Annotated in this window: 14 protein-coding genes and 1 pseudogene; 10 read left to right on the top strand and 5 right to left on the bottom strand. The window is 52.5% G+C overall.

What is annotated here, in order from left to right; genetic code table 11:
- The first annotated feature begins 116 nt into the window (after positions 1 to 116).
- Positions 117 to 5,099: a pullulanase X25 domain-containing protein gene (locus QSJ10_RS14105; protein WP_053532784.1), complete on the top strand. Its 4,983-nt coding sequence runs from the start codon at positions 117 to 119 to the stop codon at positions 5,097 to 5,099.
- Between the two features lie 52 nt (positions 5,100 to 5,151).
- Here the strand turns inward: QSJ10_RS14105 and QSJ10_RS14100 are convergent, their stop codons facing one another.
- The 3 genes and pseudogenes from QSJ10_RS14100 to QSJ10_RS14090 form a co-directional block, all read right to left on the bottom strand.
- Positions 5,152 to 5,781, bottom strand: a complete 630-nt coding sequence (locus QSJ10_RS14100; protein ID WP_053532785.1) for a hypothetical protein — start codon at positions 5,779 to 5,781, stop codon at positions 5,152 to 5,154.
- Between the two features lie 74 nt (positions 5,782 to 5,855).
- Positions 5,856 to 7,305 (bottom strand): annotated as a pseudogene (locus QSJ10_RS14095) (IS66-like element ISBst12 family transposase).
- A 68-nt stretch (positions 7,306 to 7,373) separates the two neighbouring features.
- A complete protein-coding gene (locus tag QSJ10_RS14090) occupies positions 7,374 to 7,517 on the bottom strand; it encodes a hypothetical protein (RefSeq protein WP_172698507.1) in 144 nt (47 codons plus the stop codon).
- Positions 7,518 to 7,738: 221 nt separating this feature from the next.
- On the opposite strand from QSJ10_RS14090, the gene QSJ10_RS14085 reads away from it, so the two are divergent.
- The 5 genes from QSJ10_RS14085 to QSJ10_RS14065 all read left to right on the top strand — a co-directional run bounded on the left by QSJ10_RS14085 (position 7,739) and on the right by QSJ10_RS14065 (position 14,022).
- Positions 7,739 to 8,971 carry a CAP domain-containing protein gene (locus QSJ10_RS14085; protein WP_049624557.1) on the top strand — a complete coding sequence of 411 codons (1,233 nt, stop codon included), beginning with the start codon at positions 7,739 to 7,741 and terminating at the stop codon, positions 8,969 to 8,971.
- Between the two features lie 160 nt (positions 8,972 to 9,131).
- Entirely contained in the window at positions 9,132 to 11,090 is a 1,959-nt protein-coding gene (locus QSJ10_RS14080; protein ID WP_053532154.1) for a phosphodiester glycosidase family protein, read from the top strand.
- Between the two features lie 183 nt (positions 11,091 to 11,273).
- On the top strand, positions 11,274 to 11,675 hold the full coding sequence (locus tag QSJ10_RS14075) for a hypothetical protein (RefSeq protein WP_049626152.1): 402 nt from the start codon (positions 11,274 to 11,276) through the stop codon (positions 11,673 to 11,675).
- Between the two features lie 162 nt (positions 11,676 to 11,837).
- Positions 11,838 to 12,578: a hypothetical protein gene (locus tag QSJ10_RS14070; protein ID WP_033014872.1), complete on the top strand. Its 741-nt coding sequence runs from the start codon at positions 11,838 to 11,840 to the stop codon at positions 12,576 to 12,578.
- A 31-nt stretch (positions 12,579 to 12,609) separates the two neighbouring features.
- Complete coding sequence (locus tag QSJ10_RS14065; protein ID WP_033014874.1) at positions 12,610 to 14,022, top strand: S41 family peptidase; 1,413 nt, start codon at positions 12,610 to 12,612, stop codon at positions 14,020 to 14,022.
- 172 nt (positions 14,023 to 14,194) lie between these two features.
- Here QSJ10_RS14065 and QSJ10_RS14060 read toward each other — a convergent pair whose 3' ends face one another.
- Together QSJ10_RS14060 and secA2 are read right to left on the bottom strand one after the other, a co-directional pair.
- Positions 14,195 to 15,088 carry an accessory Sec system S-layer assembly protein gene (locus QSJ10_RS14060; protein WP_049626153.1) on the bottom strand — a complete coding sequence of 298 codons (894 nt, stop codon included), beginning with the start codon at positions 15,086 to 15,088 and terminating at the stop codon, positions 14,195 to 14,197.
- A gap of 38 nt (positions 15,089 to 15,126) precedes the next feature.
- Complete coding sequence (secA2, locus tag QSJ10_RS14055; RefSeq protein ID WP_053532155.1) at positions 15,127 to 17,520, bottom strand: accessory Sec system translocase SecA2; 2,394 nt, start codon at positions 17,518 to 17,520, stop codon at positions 15,127 to 15,129.
- A gap of 266 nt (positions 17,521 to 17,786) precedes the next feature.
- Between secA2 and QSJ10_RS14050 the strand changes: the two genes are divergently transcribed.
- From QSJ10_RS14050 to QSJ10_RS14035, 4 genes are all read left to right on the top strand, one after another.
- A complete protein-coding gene (locus QSJ10_RS14050) occupies positions 17,787 to 18,869 on the top strand; it encodes a glycosyltransferase family 4 protein (protein ID WP_049626155.1) in 1,083 nt (360 codons plus the stop codon).
- Positions 18,870 to 19,105: 236 nt separating this feature from the next.
- On the top strand, positions 19,106 to 20,224 hold the full coding sequence (locus tag QSJ10_RS14045; protein WP_033014895.1) for a DegT/DnrJ/EryC1/StrS family aminotransferase: 1,119 nt from the start codon (positions 19,106 to 19,108) through the stop codon (positions 20,222 to 20,224).
- Positions 20,225 to 20,342: 118 nt separating this feature from the next.
- A complete protein-coding gene (locus tag QSJ10_RS14040) occupies positions 20,343 to 21,080 on the top strand; it encodes a GumC domain-containing protein (protein WP_053532170.1) in 738 nt (245 codons plus the stop codon).
- On the top strand, positions 21,077 to 22,090 hold the full coding sequence (locus QSJ10_RS14035; protein ID WP_049626156.1) for a Gfo/Idh/MocA family protein: 1,014 nt from the start codon (positions 21,077 to 21,079) through the stop codon (positions 22,088 to 22,090). The genes QSJ10_RS14040 and QSJ10_RS14035 overlap by 4 nt, the downstream gene beginning before the upstream one ends.
- Positions 22,091 to 22,095 lie beyond the last annotated feature (5 nt).

The raw sequence follows: 22,095 nt of genomic DNA, 5'->3' as shown, positions 1-22,095 counted from the left end.
ATATAGTTGAAATATTCTGTTTATTGGTATAAGATAAAGATTGATGAAATCGTTTGCACCAACCATTTTGTGCAAACGATTGCACAAAGAAATAAAAAGGAGAGGAGAGAAGGAAGTTGGCCAAACAAAGGAGAAGGGAGCGGGGGATGATCAAGAGGGCAAGGAGAATGCTATCATTGGTTTTGGCATCGGTGTTGTTGCTGGCATTGACTCCTTTCCAGGCGGTTGCCGCTGCGAACGAAACAGGAAGTTCTAGCGCTCTAGGGAATGGGGAGCATCGGTGGACGGCCGAATCCACGGCCTCGCAGCCACGGACGATCACGCTAGTCGGCAATTTGCAAGATGAGTTGGGCCATACGGCGGAATGGGACCCGGGGGCATTGGCGACGAGGATGCATGATGAAGGGAATGGGCTTTATACATTCACCGGGACGCTGCCAGCCGGGACCTATGAGTACAAAATTGCGGTCAACGGCAGCTGGGATGAAAATTACGGCGCCGGTGGGCGCAATGGCGCAAATCTGGTGTTGAAGCTGGATCGGCAAACCGAGGTGACGTTTTATTACAATGACCGGACGCATGCGATCGCGGATTCGACATGGTATACGGCGATTGCGAAGGAGAAACAGCCGCGTCTTGTCGGGACGGTGCTGCCGGCCATCGGCTATGAGAGGGAGAGCAACGGATGGACTCCGGGGACATCGACGACGCTGTTGACCGATGATGATTTTGACTCGGTGTACACGTTTAAGGCGCAGGTGCCGAAAGGATCGTATGAATATAAAATTGTCCTCGGAAACAATTGGAATGAGAGCTACCCACAAGAGAATGCACGCTTAAATGTTTTGGAAACGACGATCATTACATTCTTCTTCAATGCGAAAACAAAAGAGGTGTACACCGACTACAACCCCAATGGCTCTGACGGTGTTGTTCAGAAAGACCGATTAAAACACAATACATGGGATACGTTGTACCGCCAGCCGTTTGGGGCGGTGAAAGCGGGAACGAAGGTGACGCTTCGCTTAGCGGCGAAAAAAGGCGATTTGACGAAAGCGGATGTGTATGTGAAAAATACGACGACCGGCACGGCCAACGTCTACACGATGGAAAAAGTCGGCGTGCTCGGGGATGATGAATATTGGGAGGCTGTGTTCACCCCTTCGACGCCCGGGGTGTACGGGTATAAATTTATTGCTCAAGATGCCGGAACGAAAGTGGAATACGGCGAAGATACGCAAGAAGGGCAATGGGGGAAAGCCGTGGACAGCCGTGCAGAGCTGTTCCAGTTGACGGTGTATGATCCGGATTACAGGACGCCCGACTGGATGAAAGAAGCGGTTGTGTATCAAATTTTCCCGGATCGGTTCTTTAACGGCAATCCTTCCAACGACAACAGCAAGCAGCAGGCACGCGGGGCGCAGCCGATTGAGCATCGCGATTGGTCGGATTTGCCCGATAATCCGCGCCTGAAAGGAACGAGCGGCTACGATGGCGACGGCGAATGGTCGAATGACTTTTTCGGCGGAGACATCGCCGGAATTGAACAAAAGTTGGATTATTTGCAGTCGCTTGGGGTGAACACGATTTACTTAAATCCGATCGCCAATGCGCCATCGAACCATAAATATGATGCGAGCAATTACAAAGAATTGGATCCGATGTTCGGTTCCCCGGAAGAATTCCAATCGTTTGTGCAAGCGCTTGCGAACCGGGGAATGCATCTCATCTTAGACGGGGTGTTCAACCACGTATCCGACGATTCGATTTACTTTGACCGCTACCACCGCTATCCGACCGTCGGCGCGTATGAATATTGGGAAGCGGTTTACGATTTGATGAATGAAAAAGGATTGAGCGAGGAAGAAGCGCGGAGACAAGTGGAAGAGAAGTTCAAACAAGAGGGACAGACGTTCAGCCCGTATGGGTTTCATCTTTGGTTCAATATTGAAAACGAAAAAGTCGATGGTCGTTATAAGTATCAGTCATGGTGGGGCTATGACAGCTTGCCTGAGTTTAAGTCCGTGATAGGGGAGAAGGTATCGTATCCGAGTGAATTAAACAACGATGCGCTCGCGAATTACATTTTCCGTGAATCGGATTCGGTGGCGAAAAGCTGGATTGCCCGCGGCGCCTCTGGGTGGCGGTTGGATGTAGCGAATGAGGTGGATCCGGCGTTTTGGCGCGAGTTCCGCCAAGAATTGCTTCAAGGGTCGTACGACCGCGGTCCGACGTTAAAAGAGAGGGAGCAGCCGCTCATTTTAGGGGAAATTTGGGATGACGCATCGAAATATTTTCTAGGCGACCAGTACGATTCCGTGATGAACTACCGGTTCCGCGGGGCGGTGCTTGACTTTTTGAAAAACGGAAATGCAGAAGAGGCGGACAAACGGCTGACGGCCATAAGAGAAGACTACCCAAGTGAAGCGTTTTATGCGCTGATGAACTTAATCGGTTCGCATGACACGGCGCGGGCGGTCTTTCTGCTTGGGAACGGAACGGATTCATCCGAGCGGGCGGAGCTTGATCCGAATTATAATGAGGAACTTGGGAAAAAGAGGCTCAAGCTAGCGGCGATTTTGCAGATGGGATATCCGGGGGCGCCGACGATTTATTACGGCGATGAAGCGGGAGTAACAGGCTCAAAAGACCCAGACAACCGCCGCACGTATCCGTGGGGCAAAGAAGATCAAAATCTGTTGTCCCATTATCAGAAAGTGGGGCACATTCGCCAGCGCCATCAATCGTTGTTGGCCCATGGCGACATCAAGACGGTGTATGCGCAAGGGGATGTATACGTATTTGCCCGCCAATACGGGCGTGAAGTGGCGCTCATTGCCGTCAACCGCGGCAATGAGGACAAGACGGTGGCGCTTGACGTCGCTTCGTTGCTTCCGAATGGCACCGTACTCACGGATGAGTTGCATGATGGCGAGAAAGCCACGGTCGCTGGCGGAACGTTGACGGTCACGATTCCGGCCCTGGATGGACGGATGATGTTTGGGACGGTGACGGTGAAAATACCTGCCGCGGTCAGAAGTTTGGAGGCAAGCGCCGCGGTTGGTCGCGTGACGCTTACTTGGGAAGGGCAAGCGTCGAAGTATCGGGTGTACCAATCAACCATTCAAGGGGCTGGTTATACGTTAGCGGTGGAAACGAACGAGACTTCCGTGACGATCGATTCGTTGGCGAACGGGACTGCGTATTACTTTGCCGTTACCGCCGTCGATGAGAACGGGAATGAGTCGCCAAAGGTGGAAACGAATCGCGTCGTTCCTCATTATCCGCTGACGAGCGACAATGTCCAGTTCGTGACCACGTTAAGCAATGCCACACTCGACTTGTCCCAGCCGCAACCAATCGATGTCAAAGTGAACATCGACGGTGTGACAAGCAAAGGAGCAGCCGATGGGTTGCAAGCGGTGTTGCAAGTGAAAGGCCCGCATGACGAAAAATGGAAAGAATACAGAGCGTCCTACCAAGGACAAGACGGCGACGCCAACGTGTTCCGGGCTTCCTTCACTCCGCTCGCCGCAGGGACGTATACGTATCGTTATGCGCTGACGACCAATCTCGGCAAGGAATGGGTGTATACAGCAGAGAAGCAAGTGACGTTTGCGGCAGACAGCAGCGACCAAATAGCGCCAGCAGACGCCATCGAGCTGCGGCAGCCTGCGGTTGAATCCGGACAAGTGAATTTATCATGGACGTTTGTTGGGAAAAAAGATGGAGATGCTTATTTGTTAGTCATCGAGCGCAACGGTGATATCGTGCATACAACCACTTCGATCGGCGATTCATTTACAGACTACGATGTCGAAAACGGCACCGAGTACACGTATGTTGTCAAGTTGTATGACCGCGCCGGCAATGTTGTGGAGTCGAACACGGTCAAGGTGACGCCGGACATTGTGATGGTGAAGGTGATTTTTAAAGTGAAAGCGCCGGATTATACGCCGCTCGATGCCCGCATTACGATTCCGAACAGCCTGAACGGCTGGAACACAGGGGCATGGGAAATGTCGCGCAATGGAGCGGTGACGCCTGATTGGCAATTTACAACTGAAGTGCAAGAAGGGGAAACGATCACGTATAAGTATGTGAAAGGCGGGTCGTGGGATCAGGAAGGGCTGGCTGATCATACGCCTGCAGACGTTGGGGATGATGATGTCAGTTATTATGGATACGGCTCGATCGGCACGGATTTGAAAGTGACCGTTCACAATGAAGGAAACAATACGATGGTTGTGGAAGACCGCATTTTGCGCTGGATTGATATGCCGGTGGTCATCGAAGAGGTGCAAAAACAAGGGAGTCAAGTGACGATCAAGGGCAATGCCATTAAAAACGGTGTTTTGACGATCAATGGCGAGCGGGTGCCGATCAATGATCAGATGGCATTTGTCTACACCTTTACGCCGGCTCCGCAGCAAAAAGAAGTGGCGATCCATATCGAACCGTCAGCGGAAAGCAAAGCAGCCGTGTTCAAAAACGACGGTGGAGCCATTGCGAAAAATACGAAAGATTACGTGCTAAATTTGGAGACGAAGCAGTTGCGTGAAGGGAAGTTGACAACGCCGCCAAGCAACGGCGATTCTCCGGGAAGCGAAACGCCGTCCCATGACGGAGGGGCAACACCAGGCAACGGCACCTCTCCGGGCAGCGGTGGTCCATCGGATGGCGCATCCCCTGGGGGGAGCGTTCCGCCGGGCGGCACAGCTCCACCGGGAAACGAAGCGCCTCCATCCAGACCGCCGCAAAAACCGTCTCCATCGAAACCAAAAGAGAAACCGAGAAAGCCAACCACTCCTCCAGGCCAAGTGAAAAAAGTCTACTGGGATGGCGTGGAGTTGAAAAAAGGGCAAATCGGCCGCTTGACGGTGCAAAAGCCGATCAATCTATGGAAACGGACGAAGGATGGGCGCCTTGTGTTCGTCCGCATCTTACAGCCTGGGGAAGTGTACCGCGTCTACGGGTATGACGCGCGCTTCGGCGGGCAGTACGCGGTCGGCGGCGGGTATTACGTGACCGACATCGACACGCACATCCGCTACGAAACGCCGTCAAAGGAGAAGTTGAAGTTGGTGAATGGGAAGTAAAAACAGAAAGCGAGGCAGTCCGAATCAATAGGGCAGCCTCGCTTTTTGCACGTTATTGTTCACTCGTGACCGTAACCGCCAACCCGTCCGCATCATAGGAAAGGGCAATCACAAGGCCGTCTTTGTGAAATGCGAGTGCAGGCGGGTAGCCTTGGCCAGAATCGGACTGTTCATACTGGTTTCCAAATAGCGTGATGAGCTGTTGTTTCAGATTGTTATAAATCGCTGTGAGCTGATCGTTTGTATACTCCTGGCCGGCATCGAACGAGTAGCCGTAGAAGGCAAGCTTTCCGTTCTCAAATCCATAGACGAGCAGCGTATGATATCCGAAAAGAGAAGTCGAATAGACCCAAGCTTGGACGCCGTCTATATTTTCTTGTAGGATAAATTTTGCGGTTTCCAACTTCTTGACTTGAGAAGTGGACATGCCGAGTTTTACTCCACGGAACAGCTGTTCTATTTTAACTTGATTGAGTTTTGCTTTGGAAGGAGTTTCGTATTTTACCCGGGCATCGCGATCGACATAATATCCGCCGCCTAAACCTAACATGCCAGGTTTAAACGTGTAAATGCGATAGACTCCGCCGGTTTTTAACGTTCTGACGTAGACTTTCTTCTCTCCTTGTAACTTATAAAGCTCGGTATCTTTCAAAACAGTTAATTTGCCGATCTGTCCCTGCACCGTAACTATTCACCCCAGTGCTAGTGTATAAAAAAGCCCAGCACAAATAGGGCATTTCGGTCATAGAAAATGCCCTAGGTAGCGGAAAGAACTCGATCGATCGTTTCGCCTGCCAACAGAAGACATAACGAATCCCACACGTTTTTTTCGTGTTTCGTCAGTGTGGAAACGATGCTTCTTGCGATGCAAAACGACTGCGCGAATGTTTCTTCGCGAAATGTACCCGAAATGTTCTCTTTGACTTTAACCATGCGAAGATCGCGTTCGGCTTGGTTGTTGTCAAAGGGAACATGTACTTCACGTAAGAAACGCAGCGCTTCTTCCTTTCGTTTTTGAAGGCGTCGAACAAAAGCGAGTGCTTTTTTCGGAAGAGGCGTCATCGTTTCTAATCGGTGTTGTGCTCTTTCTAGGATGCGATCATACACTCGTTCCCACCGTCTCGCTTCTTCTTCGGAAAGTGCACCGTGATGGGCTTCGACGGCTTGCTTGGCGGCTAACAGAAACGTGGTCATGCGCATCGCCCACGTATGCCCCTGTTCGATGAATCCTTTTAACTCACGCAAATGGTGGGCATGACAAAGGGCATGGGTGGCATGTGTGTATTTCGGATACGTACCGAACGCATCGTGCATCATCGTCCCTTCATATCGGGGAAGAATCCCGATCTCATCGGTCGCTTTTTTTCCACGAGAAGCGTGAGGAGCCAAGTATGTATATCTCGATGTACACGCGACATGCACCCATGCGAGTTTCCCATTGATGCGCAAACTCGTTTCATCGACATGCAGGATGTTGGATTCAAGTAAGGCGTCTTCGATGATGTCCATATTTGATTCCAGCGCTTCGCGTCCTCGTTTCACCATATTGGCAAGGGTTCCTGTACTAATCGAGTGTTGATATAACGCTTCGATTGTATCACTTAAACGCTTGTACGGGATCAATTGGATATGATGTAAATAAACAACGAGCGCCGTGAGCCGTGGACCGTATTGCACATGATTCGTGACATGGGATGGGAATTCGGCTTGTTGCACGCATCGACAATGTGGACACGATTTCACTTCACGTTCATGTTGTGTCACCTCGATCGCCACAGGAGGGACATCAAACACTTGACGGATATCGACTTTGAACGGTTTGACTTCACGCAAAGAAGCTCCACATCCTTGACACGTATGCACACGGTGGACGACACGATGATGTGGATGTTCCACTTGACGGAGCGTCTTCCCCTCATGTCCCTCTTGCCCACCAGGCTTTTTGCCAGACGGCTCGCGGGAGGAACGCTTTTTCTCAAAACGGTCAGAAGATGGGGGCAAATGGCTATTGGAGCTGTTTTTTTTTCGTGCGTGCTTCCAGCTCTTGAACACGGTACTTCAGTTGTTCATTTTCTTTGCGTAGCTGTTTGTTTTCGTGACGCAAATGTTCATTTTCTTGAATGAGTTGATGAATGAGCTGTTTTTGTTGTTGAACTTTGCCGATTAAGCTCTCAACTGTAAATACAGCTTGTTGTACCGTCAACATGCGATTCACCTCCTTGTCTATCAATATTCACATCATAGACAAGGAAAGAAGAAAATATTCAGCTCACTTTATGATGTGGCTGAATAGTTACCCTGCACCAATTCCATGCCATTCCACCAAACTTTTGCTTGCGCATCGTGGGTGTGAAATGGCGACAGAAGGATTCCGGCGCTTAGCGCTGAGACTGTTAGAAATTTTTTCATGATCTTCATAAAGTATGCTCCTCTCTCACGAAAATGGAAGAATAATATGATCCATTTTAACCTATATTTCGCCCCTTAGCCAAGTCCGGTGAGAAGCTTGTTTGACGAAATGTTGACCTTTGCGCCACCAAAGCCCCCTCTTTTTCTTCGAAATCATTCTTTTTTCTCTTTTCTTTTGACGGAAAGACCTCTATGATGAAAGAAAAAGAGAAAGGAAGGAGCGGGCGGAAGTGAGGAAATGGGTGCAGGCCGTGGCAATTGGAATGCTGTTGGCGGCGGCCGGATGGCTTTGGATGCCGAGTTCATCCATGGTCAAGGCGGGGGGATGCGGAGAACGTGTCGGCACGGAAAAAGTGTGGTGGGACGGTGCTGAACTGAAGCCCGGGCAAATCGGCCGGGTGACGGTGGTGGCGCCGACAGAGCTATGGTTGTCGAACAAAGCAGTGAAGACGCTGCCAAGCGGTGCGGTGTATCGCGTGTACGCGCTAGGCGGCGGCTATTTTGGTGTCGGCCGAGGATATGGGATCAAGAACGATGCCCGCGTCCGCTATGAAACGCCGTCAAGAGAGAAGTTGGCCGCTGCTTTATGCGTGCAGCAGGCGAAAACAAGCATGGCGGATGTCACGATGAACGGGGTGGCGATCGGCGACTCGCGCGCCAAGGTCGAAGCGATGTACGGCACGGCGAAGCGCAAGACGAAAAACGCCTACGGCCTATATTGGGAGGCGTATGATCAAGGCGGTTACAAAAACTTTTTGATGGTGAGCTATGACCGTGATCGGGTGGCGGCGATGTACACGAATCAGCCGATTGTCCAAACGAAAAAAGGAACGGGCATCGGAACGGCGAAAACGGTGGTGGAAGCGCGCTACGGTCGGCCGCTCGCCTTCATCCAAAAAAAGGATGCCGTCTACGACATTCAAAATGACGAATACGGGACCTATCTTGTCAACGGCCGCTACGTCACCTTCTTTTATGACCGGTACAACAACAACCGGGTGGATGGCGTGCTTGTCGTCAATCGGGCGCTCGAGGATGAAAAGCCCGGGTTTTACGGAACGCCGACGGAGGAGCTGCGCACGGCCTATGAATATCAAATTTTTGATTTAGCAAATGCGGCGCGCCGCTTGCACGGACTTCCGGCGCTCGCGTGGGATGCGAAGGCGGCGGCGGCCGCCCGTGAACATAGCGAAGATATGGCGGTCCATCACTACTTCTCTCATACGAACTTGCAAGGCCTGTCGCCGTTTGACCGCCTGAAGCGCCGTGGCATCGCGTATCGCGTGGCGGGAGAGAACATCGCCTACGGACAATACGATGCGATTTTTGTCCATGAAGCGTGGATGCACTCGCTCGGTCATCGGCAAAACCTTTTATATCCGGACTTTACCCGCCTCGGCGTTGGGGTGGCGTTCAATTCATTTCATCAACCCTACTACTCTCAAGAGTTTTATACTCCGTGACCGCGGATGATGTTTTCGCTTCTACAGGGCGTCCCAGCAGTGCTGGGACGTTCTTTTTTTTGGACTAAATAAATGGAAAATGATCCCCCTTTTTGTAGAAGTTTGTCGTATAATAGAATCAGTGGCAACAAAATGATAGAAAGAGAGGAAAATAGGACTAGTGGGAAAAGCGAAGAACATCATCCGCATTGGGGTCGGGGCGGTGTTGGCCGCATGGACGGCGCTGCAGGCGGCAGAAGCGGATGCCGGAGCGAATGTCGTCTACTGGGAAGGCATGCGCCTCGTGCAGGGGCAGATTGGAAAATTGGAGATCGTGAAACCGATTAACCTATGGAAACGGGAAAACGGGGCGCTGACGTTTGTCCGCGTGTTGCAGCCTGGAGAACAGTACCGGGTGTATTCGTATGACGAGGCGTTTGGCGGCCAATACGGGGTTGGCGGTGGATATTACGTCACCAATATCAAAGGGCATGTTGTGTATAAAACGCCGTCAAAGGAGAAGCTGAAGCTTGTCAATCCTGGGTGGTACGGAGCGAAACAACTGGCGGTCGGCACGGTGGTAAAGGAGGTGTCGACGCGCATCGCCTCCGGGGTGGAAAAAGAGGAAATGGAAATCGTCGGCGCGCGCGGCAAGCAGCATGTGTACAAGCTTGACATCGATACGTCGAATGAGAGGCTGGCCATTGAGACGGCGCTGTCCAATGATCAAGTGCTTGGCATTGAACCGGTGCTTGAGCAGGCAAAACGGTACGATGGCCGCGACGGAATCGTACTGGCGGCGGTGAACGGCGATTATTTCAAAGAGGATGGTTCGCCGACCGATTTGATGGTGCACCGGGGAGAGATCGTGATGACGAATACAACGCCGGCGGCGGAACGGACGATTTTTGGCATCAGCGCTGATGGAAAGCCGATGATTGGAAACCCAGATGTTCAAATTGGCGTTCGAATTGGAGAAGGAGGCTCATATCCCGTCGATGGCATCAACAAGCCGCGGCGCGCTCATCAGTTGATTTTGTACACCCCGTATTTCGCTGCCTCCACGAAAACGAACGCTCTTGGGACGGAAGTCGTGCTGACGAATGTACAAGGGGTGTTGAACGGGAATGGAACGGTCACCGGAACGGTGAAGAAAGTGGTAGTCGGTCAAGGCAATGAACCGCTCCAGCCTGGAGAGCTCGTGCTATCGGGCCATGGCCGGGCGAGTGACTATTTGCGGCAGGCGAAAGAAGGGGATGCGGTGGAAATTTCCCTTCAGTATGACCAGCCCGAATGGAGTGGGGTGAAAGAAGCGCTCGGCGGCCGATACCGGTTGGTGGCGGATGGAAAAGTGCAGCCGTTTTCGATTAAAGGAGTCCATCCGCGTACAGCCGTCGGCATTGACAAGAACGGAAATGTCATGCTCGTCGTTGTCGATGGCCGCCAGCCTGCTCATAGCCAAGGCATGACGTTGAATGAGCTGGCCAAACTGATGCATGAGCTTGGCGCCGTCGATGCGATGACGCTCGATGGCGGCGGTTCTTCGACCTTTGTCGTCCGCCAGCCAAACGGGCAGCTCAAAGTCGAAAACAAGCCGTCTGATGGATTTGCGCGTCCGGTGGCGAATGCGCTTCTTGTTGTGTACAAAGAGACGCAAGAGAACGGGGAAAGCGAAGAAGTGCTTGATGATTTTGAGAACGAGTTGAAGTGGAATGCATCGGGCGTCAACTATGTGGGGGCTGCGGTCGAGCGGACGACAGAAAAGGTGAGAGAAGGAAAGCAGGCGCTGAAAATTTCATATGATTTTCGCGGGATGCCAGGGACATCCGGCGTCTATGCTAGTCGGGAGGAAGCGATTTGGATTTCGAAACGGCCGCAAGCGATTGGCATGTGGGTGTATGGAGACGGAAGCGGCCATTGGCTGCGCGCCCAGCTGCAGGATGGAAGCGGGCGCCGCATTTGGATCGATTTTGCCCGCCATGTCGATTGGATCGGTTGGAAATATGTGCAGGCCGCTGTGCCTAGCGATGTCGCGCTTCCGCTCATGCTGGAGATGCCGGTGCGTTATATGGAAACGGAAGCGGGACGGAAAAACGCCGGAGCGATTTATATCGACGGCCTTCGCGCCATCTTCCGCTGATGCGCTCGCCTCCCCTGCTCGCCTAGAAGGATGGTGAATGAACAAGGGATGTTGCTCATCGATAGTGGTTCCGAAATCGTGAAAGTCCTTGCATGCTGTTCTTCTGGGCATTTGCATTTCTCTGAAAAGTATTGTATATATTATAAAACGAGTGGATAGGCAAACCGCAAGGGAGGCAAAAGCTTGACGATGGACGAACAAACGTTGTTGGAGCAGTTGCGGAAAAACCCGCCGAAGCTGGTCGGAGGATATAAAAAACAAGGATGGGCGATCAAAGTGTTGGAGCGAATCGCCAATCCGGATGTGGAAGACGAAGGGGACGGCCTGGTGACGGCCAAAGCGGTGCTGTGGGCGCAAGACGGCACGTATTACCCGGCTTTTTTGACAATTGACCTCAATCAACAAGGAAGAGTCGTCGGCGTCTATTTCATTGCCGAAAACAAGGAACAGTTCGATTTGATTCCGTTCGAATGGGCGAAAGAGTTTCTTGGAAAGCCAGAACAGGCCATCATTCCGTTTCGCTACCGGACGCTGAGCAAAATCGACGGGGATCAGCAGCAAACGAACTGGCCGGACTTTCGTTGATCAAGGCTGGCTCTGACAGTCAAAAAGGTGGCTGAAGAGTCAGCCTTATTTATGCTTGGAAGGGCTTAAGTTCGATTTTTTTCAGAACATATTTTCATTTTGTGTCTTTTCCAGTAAAATTGAAATACATGTTTTATATTTTTGTAGATAGCAGGTGAAAGTGTGAGGAGAAAACGGAGAAAAGCATTTTCCATCATCGGATGGCTGGCGGTGTTTTGGTTGTCGTTTTCGCTGTTGACTGTTCAGGTGGAAGCGGCCTCGTTCCCGAATGTGGAGAGGCTTGAACAGCATGCCGCCCAGCTTGAGCGGGCGATGAAAGCCAATCAATGGTCCAAGCCGTACCGTCTCTTCAACCAAGTCAAACGCGATTATGAGGCGGCAAAAAAAGAAGTGGCGCGCGTGCGTCCGCAAACGGCAAGGGCGCAGTTGGAAAAACGGATCGCGGCCGGAGAACAGACGATGAAAAAGGCTTCCGCCTATATCAGCGCGGTCGAAAGCGGGGAGCGATTGCGCGCCTTGGCGGCCAACGTCGACTGGGCGCTGCGGACGGGGGATGTGGATGTTGTGTACGATTCCTACGGTCCGCTGGAATATCAAATTCGCAAAACAGCGATTCTCATCGGCCGCGTTCCGGGAGCGTCGCTGCGCGAAAAGATGGAAGGATGGTTTCAACGCCCGGCTTTGGCTGTCAAGCAGCGCGCGTATGATCCCATCAATATTATGAAAGCCATGGACAAGTTGCTTGATGCGTATGATGAAGGGGATATCGCGCGGGCGGAGCGGTTGCTGTCGCTTTGCGACCGGTGGCTGCCAAACGTGGTGGATGCGGCGACGCGCAAGCAGCTGGCGGTGTATATCGATGATTTTAAAGCGCCGGTTGTCTTAGATGTCGATATCGAATAAACTGGCGCATGTCGGGAGAGGAGAGATGGATATGAAGGTGATTCAGCGATGGGCGGCGGCTCTTCTATTGCTTGCGGCCTCATTTTCGGTTTGGAGTCCGCCGGCGGAGGCGGCGACGGCTCCGGCGTCAACGAAGGTGCTCGAAGAAGTGCGGAAAATTGTCCGCCAGTATTATGTGGAACCAGTGAGCGATCAAGTGCTGAAGGCGAGCACCCCGCAAGATATTGTCAAACAGCTTGACCCGTATTCTGCCTATATGACAAAGGAAGAATACGAGGAATTTTTGAAGTGGATTGATATGGAGTCTGTCGGCATCGGCGTGATGATTGAGGAAGATGAGAACGGCGTCCACATCATGTCTGTCTTGGACAATGGGCCAGCCGCCCGCGCCGGACTGCAGCCGGGCGATGTGATTCAGGCTGTTGACGGGCAGCCGGTAACGAATGAGACAATGGAAAAAGTATTGAGCTTGATCGCAGGGGAAGAAGGAACGACGGTGGCCGTAACCGTTTGGCGGCCGTCGACCGAGGAAACCGTCAGCGTCACCATCAAGCAGGAAAAAATCGACTGGCCGAACGTGGAGTTCAAACGGCTGGCAGGGAATATCGGCTATATTCAGCTATATAGTTTTGATGAGACAGCGCCTGCTGAGATCGAACGCGCCATTCGCTCGTTAAGCGGGGTGAAAGGGTGGATTTTTGACCTCCGCGACAATCCGGGGGGATATGTGGAAACGGCGCAGCAAATCGCCGGCTTTTTCCCGAATGTGAAACAGGCGTTTCAGTTGCGCGACCGTTCGAATCACCCAGAAGTGTATGCCGCTGTCAAACAGCCGGTGCAAATGGCGGGTCCGATCCGGCTGCTTGTCAACGCGTCGAGCGCGAGCGCGTCGGAAATGTTGGCGGCGGCGGTGAAGGAGCAAAAGGCGGCCGTTTTGTATGGGCAACGGACGTTTGGCAAAGGATCGATGCAGGAAATGTTTGAGCTGTCGGACGGCAGCATGTTGAAGTTGACCGTCGCCCACTTTTTCTCGCCAAAAGGGACGCCGATTCATCATGTTGGGGTGAAGCCGGATGTGCCGACGGTTGTTGGGAAAGAGCTGTATGCCGCTCACCGCGATTTGCTGATTGGCCAGCTGAAAGGGTATCAGTCGCTCGGCAAGCTGCGCAATGCGCCGGTCGATAAGACGTTTGTCGTCCGCTTCTCTCGTCCGCTCGCCAATACCGCGGTAAGCGGAGTAAAATTGTATCAATTAGGCGGACGGGAAGCGGCGGTGACGGCGCAAATCCGCCGGGGTACGGAGCTTTTGATCAAACCGGCAGCGAAGCTGGCCAAAGGGCAGAGCTATTTATTGGTCATTCCGCCGGTGTTGAAAAGCAAAGACGGCGTGGCGATGAAAAAAGGTGCTTACATGGAGATTCAAACCGCTGCTTCTACGAAATAAGGCCCTCCCGTCGAGATGGGTTGGATAGCCGTCGTTCTTGATGATGCAATGTTCGGCTGTTGCGTCTAAGGCTCAACGGACAACGGGAGCGCGGTCGTTTTGAACGGAACGATGCAAAGAAAGCTGGCCTCCATCGGTCGTTTGGCGACCATGGGGGCCAGCTTTTTGCCGGTTACTCCTCGCTTGATTGCGTTTCTTGCTTTTCGCTCTGTGCCGGGGAGGATGGGATCGTCACCTTCCAGGACGTCCAATCCGGTTCTGCTTTGCGCAGCAATTCCGGTGGGAAGAGGAACGTCCATGGTTTGCTGGTGTGGGCTTTCACTTCCAGATGGCACGGAAATAATCCGCGGGCGACGATATCGCCAGCATAATCCCGCACTTCAAGCGGGATTTGTTCAAAATGGATATGTTTGTCGCTGCCGTTGCGAATGAGCAACGTGACGCCTAGTTCACCGGAAGGCAGCTGTTTCGCTTCAATGCCCATGAAGTTCACCTCTCCGGGAGCGGGAGGCGGAACCGAGTCAACGAGGGCTTGCAGCTGTTGGCGCTGCTTGGCCGACAGCGTCTGCTCCCAGCTTTCCTCTAGATCGAGCCGATGCCGCGGTGTCAGTTCAAAGGCGATCTTCCATCCATCTTGAGGCAACTGATCGACGAGCTTGTCCTCGGCGGCGAACAAAAACCGCCACGGGCGGGCCGTCATTGGCGGCAGTTCGCCGAAAGCGCTCATATCAAACTCTTTGCGGGCAATCGCCGTGCCATCCTCGTCAAGCAGCAACAGGCGGATTCGTTCAAAGCGAACCGGCTTCGGCAGCGTGTTGCGCAAAATGGCGACAGCGACAAACCCATCGTTGTATTCGACCAGCTTGACGCCGGAAATGGAAATTTGGTTTGGCTGAAGCGGCGGCAGCTGTTCGTGGTAAAAGCGATAGACGTACGTTTCTTCCGGAGACAGCTGCCAGTCCGGATGAAACGACAGCGTCGTTTTCGTTCCGACCTCCGGCTGTTTGACATGTTGCGCCGGCAGCTCGGCTTCCGGTTGCGTGCGTTGTTTTCGTCGGAAAATCATAGGGAACCTCCTTTACGAGGCGGCGTGCTGCGCCGCGGTTATGGTTCGTTCGCGGCGGCGGCCGCTTCGTCATCGATGACAAACTGGCTTTTCAAATAGTTCATGGCTTTCGTGCAAATGCCGGCGTCGATCGCTTGCTGCAGCGCGACGAATTCGCGGTAGGCGTCCATTTCAAAGGCGCGGTACGGATCCTCTTGGCCGTAGCTGCGCAAATGAATCCCCTCTTTTAATACATTCAGTTGATTTAAGTGGCGAATCCAGTGGGCGTCGATGGTTTCAACCATCAAATGCTTAAGCCGCATCGTTTGTTCTTCGTCGCACGGAAGATCGGCGAGCGCCGCTTCAAGCGATTGGTATTCGTCCCAAACAAGTTGGGCGATTTCTTCTTTTTGCTTATGGCGAAGATCATCAATCGGATAGGCAAACCGGAAAAAGGCACGGCGCAGCTCGTTGTGCAGTCCTTCGATGTTCCACTCTTCAAAAAAGACGTTTTCCGGACAATAACGGTCGATCGTTTGCGTGATATAACGCTGAATGTGCCGAAGGAGCTCGGACAGCACCTCTGCTTGCTTCAGCGCCAAGACGCGATCGCGCATATGGTAGATGACTTTGCTTTGTTGGTCGATCACGGTGTCCAATTTCAATAAATGCAATCGCGCCGAATAATGGGCGTTTTCGATCGTTGTTTGCACTTTTTGGACGAACTTGATCGGGTCGGGCGACACGATGAGCCCGGTTTCATCCGTCTTGACTTTGCTTCGCCATTTTTCCAGCTCCTCTTGATCGTACAGCTGAAATAAATCATCCTCCAGCGAAATGATAAACTGGGAAGACCCCGGATCCCCTTGGCGTCCTGCCCGGCCGCGCAGCTGCATATCAATGCGATGGCTTTCATGCCGCTCTGTGCCGATGATGTGCAGCCCGCCAAGTTCCTTGACGCCTTCTCCAAGCAAAATGTCGGTCCCGCGCCCGGCCATATTGGTCGCGATCATCACTTGCCCTTTTTGCCCGGCGGTCGCGATGATGCGCGCTTCTTCTTCCTCCGTTTTGGCATTGAGCAGGTGGTGAGGGATGCCTGCTTTCGAAAACGCCGCTGACAACCGTTCCGACTGTGCGACCGATGTCGTGCCGATGAGAACGGGACGGCCGATGGCATTCATTTTTTTCACTTCGTCGATAATTTTCCGTACTTTCGCCTCGTACGTCTGGTAGACGAGGTCGTCCCAGTCGGTGCGGCGGGATGGCCGGTTTGTCGGAATCGTAATAACGCGCAGCTGGTACGTTTGCCAAAATTCTTCTTTCGACGGCGTAGCGCTGCCGGTCATCCCGGCTAGCTTCTCATACATGCGAAAATAGTTTTGGATCGTAATCGTGGCTTGGATGTCGTTTTCTTCGGTGATTTCCACACCTTCTTTCGCTTCAATGGCTTGATGCAGGCCGTCGCTGAACGAGCGTCCTTCCATCACCCGGCCGGTGAACGGGTCAACGATCATCACTTTGCCGTTTTTGACGATGTAATCGACATCCCGCCGCATGATAAACCAAGCGCGCAGCGACTGCATCGCATGATGGAGCAGCACGTGATGCTCCCAGTCGTATAGATTGTCGATGCCAAACGCCCACTCGATTTTTTGCGCCCCTTCTTCGGTGAGGAAAATTTGTTTCGTCTCCAAAGACCGTTCATACTCTTTTCCTTCTTCGAAGGTGCGGACGATGCGCGCCATAATCGGGAACAATTCGGCTCCGATTCCCGATTTATTGGCGATAATGAGCGGGGTGCGCGCTTCGTCGATTAAAATGCTGTCGATTTCATCGATGATGGCGTAATACAGCGGGCGCTGCACTTTATCTTCGAGGCGGTACACCATGTTGTCGCGCAAATAATCAAAGCCGAACTCGGTGCCGGTGCCGTACGTGATATCGGCCGCGTACGCTTCTTTTTTCTCGCTGGCCGTCATTTGCGACACATTCAGGCCGACGGTTAAGCCGAGAAAGCGGAACACACGGCCCATTTGTTCGCAGTCCCGGCGCGCCAAATATTCGTTGGCCGTAATAATGTGGACGCCTTTTCCAAGGAGGGCGTGCAAGTAGCTTGGCAAAGTGGCCGCCAACGTCTTTCCTTCCCCGGTCTGCATTTCGGCGATGTTTCCTTCATGCATCGCCAATCCGCCCATCAGTTGCACGTCGTAATGGCGCAGACCGAGCACGCGCCGCGCCGCCTCCCGGACGACGGCAAACGCCTCGGTTTTTATGTCATCGAGCGTCTCGCCGCGTTCGAGCCGTTCTTTGAAGACAACCGTTTTTTGGCGCAGTTGTTCATCGCTCAGCGAAGAAATGGTTGGTTCCCATTCATTGATTTGCGCCGCCAGCTTGGCAAGACGCTGCACGTCTCGCGCGCTTTCGTCAAATAGTTGCTTTACTTTTGCAAACATATGTCCATTCCTCTCCTAGACAGGCATGATTCACACCAAGTGCTTTAAACCTAATTATAGCACAAGATGTTTCCTGTGGAGGGAGGATGTAAAATGTGGAATCGTTCGCCGGATTGGCGCTCGAGCTTCTCGCGGCAAGGGAAAAAGAAATTTTCCATCCTTGGGGACAAAAAAGGGGTGTAAAAAAAGATTGATTTACTCATCGTATATGGTAACATAAAGATGATGTGTGTTTCCGCGATTTTATAAGGCCAAGGTGATTGCATATGAATATGGAAGCATTTTCCGCATGTTTGGCTTCGTTTATCACAGTATTGGTCATCACCCCGTTCGTGATTAAACTCGCGGTCAAAATTGGCGCGGTCGATCGGCCGAACGGGAGAAAAGTGCATACAAAAGTCATGCCAAGGCTTGGCGGATTGGCCATTTTTATCGGTGTCGCCGTCGGCTATTTTGTCGGCGGGGTGTATAAAGAGCAAGTGACGGGGATGACGGTCGGCGCCATCATCATCGTGCTCGTCGGGATGCTCGACGATTTGTACGAGCTGTCGCCAAAAGTGAAGCTGGCCGGCCAGCTGCTGGCGGCGTTCGTCGTTGTTGCTTCCGGGCTGAAGGTCGATCTTTTGACCGTTCCGTTTGTCGGCACGTTTGAGTTGGGGCTGTGGAGCTACCCGATCACGATATTTTGGATTGTCGCGATTACGAACGCCATCAACTTGATCGATGGATTGGATGGATTGTCCGCGGGCATTTCCGCCATTGGGATTGCGGCCATTGCCGTTATGGCGGGCATGGCAGGCAAAATGCTCATTTTCACGCTCTGCTTGATCCTCTTAGGCAGCGTCATCGCGTTCTTGTTTTACAATTTCCACCCGGCGAAAATTTTCATGGGGGATACCGGCGCGTTGTTTTTAGGATATGCGATTTCCGTCCTGTCGGTGCTAGGGCTTTACAAAAGCGTGACGCTCTTCAGCTTCGTCGTTCCGGTGATCATTTTGGGTGTGCCGATTTTCGATACGACATTTGCCATTATTCGCCGCATTGTGAATAAAAGGCCGATCTCGGCGCCGGATAAGTTGCATCTTCATCATCGGCTGCTGGCCCTTGGCTTTTCGCATCGCAACACGGTGCTGCTCATTTATGCGTTTGGCTTGATGTTTGCCATCAGCGCGATTTTGTTCTCCGCCTCGACGTTATGGCAGTCCATTCTCATCGTCTTTGCCTTGATCGTCTTCGTGGAACTGCTGGCTGAACTGATCGGCTTGGTCAATGATCAGTACAAACCGTTTATGACTTTTATTCGTAAGCTGCTTCGGGGAAGCCGAAAAGTATACGGAAATGACCGATAAATAGCAAATGAGCCGTTTGTGCCATGAAAGGGACAAACGGCTTTTTTCAGGAATGCCCCGTCTTTGGAAAATTATGCCCTTCTTTTTCGTTGTTTATGCAGCTTCTGCCGTTCCTTCGCTGATTTTTTTGCGGCAAGGCCAAGATTGCCACAAAACTGTCATTATATATTGACGCAAAAATATGATAAACTAAACATGGTTATTCTACATATTTTTTGGATTCGGAGGAACTTGCGATGAACGTGCCAATGTTGGATTTAAGCGAACAGTATGAACAATTGAAGCCGGAGATCATGCGCGTATTGGATGAAGTGATGCGCTCCTCTCGCTTTATTTTAGGAGATTATGTCAAAAAGCTAGAAGCAGATATTGCTGCCTACAGCCGGGCGAAACACGGAATCGGCTGCGGCAACGGAAGCGATGCGATACATATTGCTTTGCAAGCAGCCGGCGTCGGGCCGGGCGATGAAGTCATCACAACGGCGTTCACCTTTTTCGCGACGGCAGGATCGATTGCGCGGGCCGGCGCCAAACCGGTGTTTGTCGATATCGATCCGGTGACGTTCAACATCGATCCAGCGCAAGTTGAAGCGGCGGTGACGGAGAAGACGAAAGCCATCATCCCGGTGCATTTGTACGGGCAAATGGCGGATATGGAGGCGATTGCCGCGATTGCCAAGCGGCATGGATTGGTTGTCATTGAGGACGCCGCCCAGGCGATCGGCGCGAAATACAACGGGAAATGCGTTGGCGAGCTTGGGACGGCGGCGACGTACAGTTTCTTCCCGACGAAAAACTTGGGCGCCTATGGGGATGGCGGCATGATCATTACGAATGATGACGAACTGGCCGAAAAATGCCGGGTCATCCGCGTTCATGGCAGCAAGCCGAAATATTACCATCATGTACTTGGCTACAACAGCCGCCTCGATGAGATGCAAGCGGCGATTTTAAGCGTCAAATTCCCGCATCTGGATCGGTGGACGGAACAGCGGCGCAAGCATGCGGCGACGTATACGCGCCTGCTCGAGGAGGCGGTCGGCGACCTTGTTGTGACGCCGAAAGAAGTCGACGGTCGCTATCATGTGTTCCATCAATACACGATTCGAGCGCCGAAGCGCGACGAGTTGCAAGCGTTTTTGAAAGAACAGGGGATCGCGACGATGGTGTACTATCCGCTGCCGCTGCATTTGCAGCCGGTGTTTGCTTCGCTCGGGTATAAGGAAGGGCAGTTGCCGGAGGCGGAAAAAGCGGCGAAAGAAGCGCTGTCGCTGCCGATGTTCCCAGAGCTGAAAGAGGAGCAGCAACAGTACGTCGTCGAGAAAATCGCGGAATTTTACCGTCATTTCGCTTGATCGTCCAACCGGCCAAAGGAAACGTCACTTGCGCACAGCAATGGCGTTTCCTTTGGCGTTGGATCATTTGTTTTGTTCACAACACTTTGTTATTTTATGATAAGGGGTGGTGGCCGGATTGACGGCGGAAAAACGACCGTTTGTGCTGTACGAATATTTGCGCTTTTTGTGGCAGCGAAAATGGTGGTTTCTTGTTGTTCCGGTTGCGACGATCGTGTTGACCGTCATCGCAGGGCGGCTTTTGCTGCAGGGGGAGAAGTATACGGGGAAAGCTGTCGTGTTTACCGGATCGATTGATGTAAAAGAGTTGACGGATCCGAAAAATATAGAAGCGAAGTTTCCAGATGTGAAAAACTTGGATGTCGTCGTTCCTGAAGAACAGTACGTGCAAATCACGGTCAAAGGCGACGATGAACAAGACGTGAGTCGAGAATTGAAGCTTGTTGTGTCGGAATACAGCCAGGAGCTCAAGCGCCATTCGCAAGAGCGGATTGATGTCACCACGAAATACTTGCATGCGCTGGAAAAACGGGAGCGCGCCTTGCAGCAAAAAGTCGATTATTATAGCGAACAAATACAGTCGGGCCGCTTGAATCCAGAACAGCTCCATGACATCAGCGACTTGTTGGTCGAGTCGGAAAACAACTTGACTGAAGTGATGGAGCGCGTCAATCGCATCCGCGGCAATCTTGTCTTTTACGAAAAACCGGCCGTATTGTCGGAAACGGTGGCGAAATCGAAAACGTATACGGGGCAGCTGATGGCCGTCGGCCTTGTCCTCGGCCTGTTTTTGACGGTCGTTTGGCTCGTGCTTTGGAAGTATATATTGGACGCGAGGAGGTACTATTCTTCATGATCCGTTTTGCCATTGTCGGCATGGGGCATATCGCCAAAAAACATATCGATGCCATTGAAAAGGCGGACGGTGCCGAGCTGGCGGCCGTGTGCGACACGAATCTGGAACGTTTGCGCGACGTGTCGGACGTTCCTGTTTACACTGATATGGAGACGATGTTGAAGGAGAACGAACAGATCGATGTCGTCAACATTTGTGTTCCGTCTGGATTGCACGCGCGGCTGGCCAAGCTGGCGGCCCGCTATCGCCGTCATATCATTGTGGAAAAGCCGATGGCGCTCCGTGTGAGCGACGCTGAAGAGATGATCCGCGCGGCGAAAGAATACGACGTGAAGCTCGCGGTCGTTCATCCGAACCGCTTCCGTCCGGCTATTCGGAAGCTGAAAGAGGCGATGGAGCGTGGGATGTTCGGAAAACTGAGCCATGCGAACGCCACGGTGCGCTGGAATCGAAATCAAGCCTATTATGACCAGGCGGCGTGGCGGGGGACGAAAGAGTTTGACGGCGGCGTCTTGATGAATCAAGCCATTCACAATTTGGATTTGCTGCTTTGGCTGATGGGGCCGGTCAAGGCGGTGCAAGCGATGGCGGCGACCCGTCTGCGCAAGATTGAGACGGAAGACGTCGCGGCGGCGGTCGTCGAGTTTGAAAGCGGGGCGCTTGGCGTCATTGAGGCAGCGACGACGATTTATCCGCAAAACTTGGAGGAATCGATCGCCATTTTCGGCGAAACGGCATCAGTGAAAATCGGCGGCCGGACGGCCAACTTTATCGAAACGTGGGAAGCGGAAGGCGTCAGCGAGGAAGAACGGGCAAAGCTCATCGATGAGATCAACGCCGACCCGTTTGGCAAGCCGGGGCACCAATGGATCATTGAAGATATGGTGCAAGCGATTCGCGAAGACCGCGAGCCGATCGTCACGGGTTTGGACGGATTGGCTCCTGTTCGGCTGATCGAAGCGATTTTGCGTTCGGCGGAAACGGGGACAAGAGTGCAACTATCTGAGTAGAAAGG

Source organism: Geobacillus stearothermophilus ATCC 12980, from assembly GCF_030369615.1.
GTDB classification, from domain to species: domain Bacteria; phylum Bacillota; class Bacilli; order Bacillales; family Anoxybacillaceae; genus Geobacillus; species Geobacillus stearothermophilus.
The sequence above is the reverse complement of the archived record's forward strand: the minus strand, read 5'-3'. Positions and strand labels throughout refer to the sequence as shown.

Coding starts and splice junctions, on each gene's coding strand:
- QSJ10_RS14090 (WP_172698507.1), bottom strand. CDS start 7,517: ATGAAGATCATGAAAAAATTTCTAACAGTCTCAGCGCTAAGCGCCGGA.
- QSJ10_RS14065 (WP_033014874.1), top strand. CDS start 12,610: ATGAAGGTGATTCAGCGATGGGCGGCGGCTCTTCTATTGCTTGCGGCC.
- QSJ10_RS14060 (WP_049626153.1), bottom strand. CDS start 15,088: ATGATTTTCCGACGAAAACAACGCACGCAACCGGAAGCCGAGCTGCCG.
- secA2 (WP_053532155.1), bottom strand. CDS start 17,520: ATGTTTGCAAAAGTAAAGCAACTATTTGACGAAAGCGCGCGAGACGTG.
- QSJ10_RS14050 (WP_049626155.1), top strand. CDS start 17,787: ATGAATATGGAAGCATTTTCCGCATGTTTGGCTTCGTTTATCACAGTA.
- QSJ10_RS14045 (WP_033014895.1), top strand. CDS start 19,106: ATGAACGTGCCAATGTTGGATTTAAGCGAACAGTATGAACAATTGAAG.
- QSJ10_RS14035 (WP_049626156.1), top strand. CDS start 21,077: ATGATCCGTTTTGCCATTGTCGGCATGGGGCATATCGCCAAAAAACAT.